We start from the raw sequence: 873 nt of genomic DNA, 5'->3' as shown, positions 1-873 counted from the left end.
TGGGCGTCCGAAAGTGTCCGGAGAACGAATCTTTGGTGTTGAGGGCTGATCGGGGTCGGTAAGTAGACGTTCGGTGGAACAATTTACCGCACAGCGGTGCCAGCTGCATTGGTGGTGAGGATGGGCGCGCCATGGTGGTGGGTGTGGAGCCAGTTGAGCGTGCCAGTTTGGCCGACGGCGGTGGCCAGCGGCATATAGCCACCCAAGCCATCATCCCCGCCCGTTGGCCCTGTCGCCCCCACTTCGGGCATCAGCCAGATATATTCAGCCTTGATGTCAACGGTGCCCGTATCTCCATATTCACCCACGATGCGGTGATCGAGGTCATAGAGATAGACGCGGGTATCAGCAGCCCCGATGGCCGGGGTGGTGACCACCTGCATCCGCTCATCCATGCCATTATAGAGCATGGTCTGGCTTGCCCCACCATTTCGGTAGCGCGTCAGACGGGCATGGCCGTCGTAGGCAACGGTGACCGTGACCCCGCCCGGGAACTGCTCGGTGATCTGATTACCGCGCCCATCATGGCTGAACGTTCGCGTGCCGCTGGTGTGGGCAATGCTGCGCAGACGGTTGGTGCCGGTGGCGATGGTGTAAGTGTCGGTCTCAACCGGGGTTAGCGCTGAGACTTGGCAAAAGGCGAACTGACCGACGAGGTCGATCGGTTCACGTCGTCTTTGGCTTTATGTCTAAACAGTCTTGATCAAGGTCCGTATTCTCNTTTGAAAGGAGAGTCCATCAAGCGGAGATGGACATGAGAAGCAGCAGATTTAGTGAAGAGCAGATTATTGCGATTTTGGCGGAGCAAGAGCGCGGTGTGCCGACGGGTGAAGTATGCCGCAAGCATGGTGTGAGCAGCGCTACATTTTACAA

At 57.9% G+C, this 873-nt stretch carries 3 protein-coding genes; 2 read left to right on the top strand and 1 reads right to left on the bottom strand.

The genetic code is table 11. The features are described from left to right. Positions 1-83 precede the first annotated feature (83 nt). Positions 84-410 carry a hypothetical protein gene (locus B7364_RS00355; RefSeq protein WP_085337953.1) on the bottom strand — a complete coding sequence of 109 codons (327 nt, stop codon included), beginning with the start codon at positions 408-410 and terminating at the stop codon, positions 84-86. 42 nt (positions 411-452) lie between these two features. On the opposite strand from B7364_RS00355, the gene B7364_RS17770 reads away from it, so the two are divergent. Then, a complete protein-coding gene (locus B7364_RS17770; protein WP_157893383.1) occupies positions 453-620 on the top strand; it encodes a hypothetical protein in 168 nt (55 codons plus the stop codon). A gap of 134 nt (positions 621-754) precedes the next feature. Continuing rightward, the coding region (locus B7364_RS00350) for a transposase (protein ID WP_157893382.1) at positions 755-873 on the top strand (119 nt) is incomplete at its 3' end.

It is taken from the genome of Aquidulcibacter paucihalophilus (assembly GCF_002105465.1).
GTDB lineage: Bacteria > Pseudomonadota > Alphaproteobacteria > Caulobacterales > Aquidulcibacteraceae > Aquidulcibacter > Aquidulcibacter paucihalophilus.
This window is presented reverse-complemented; position numbering and strand designations above follow the sequence as displayed.

Excerpts from the sequence above, each read along its gene's own strand:
- B7364_RS00355 (WP_085337953.1), bottom strand. The coding sequence starts at position 410 with ATGCTCTATAATGGCATGGATGAGCGGATGCAGGTGGTCACCACCCCG.
- B7364_RS17770 (WP_157893383.1), top strand. The coding sequence starts at position 453 with ATGGCCGTCGTAGGCAACGGTGACCGTGACCCCGCCCGGGAACTGCTC.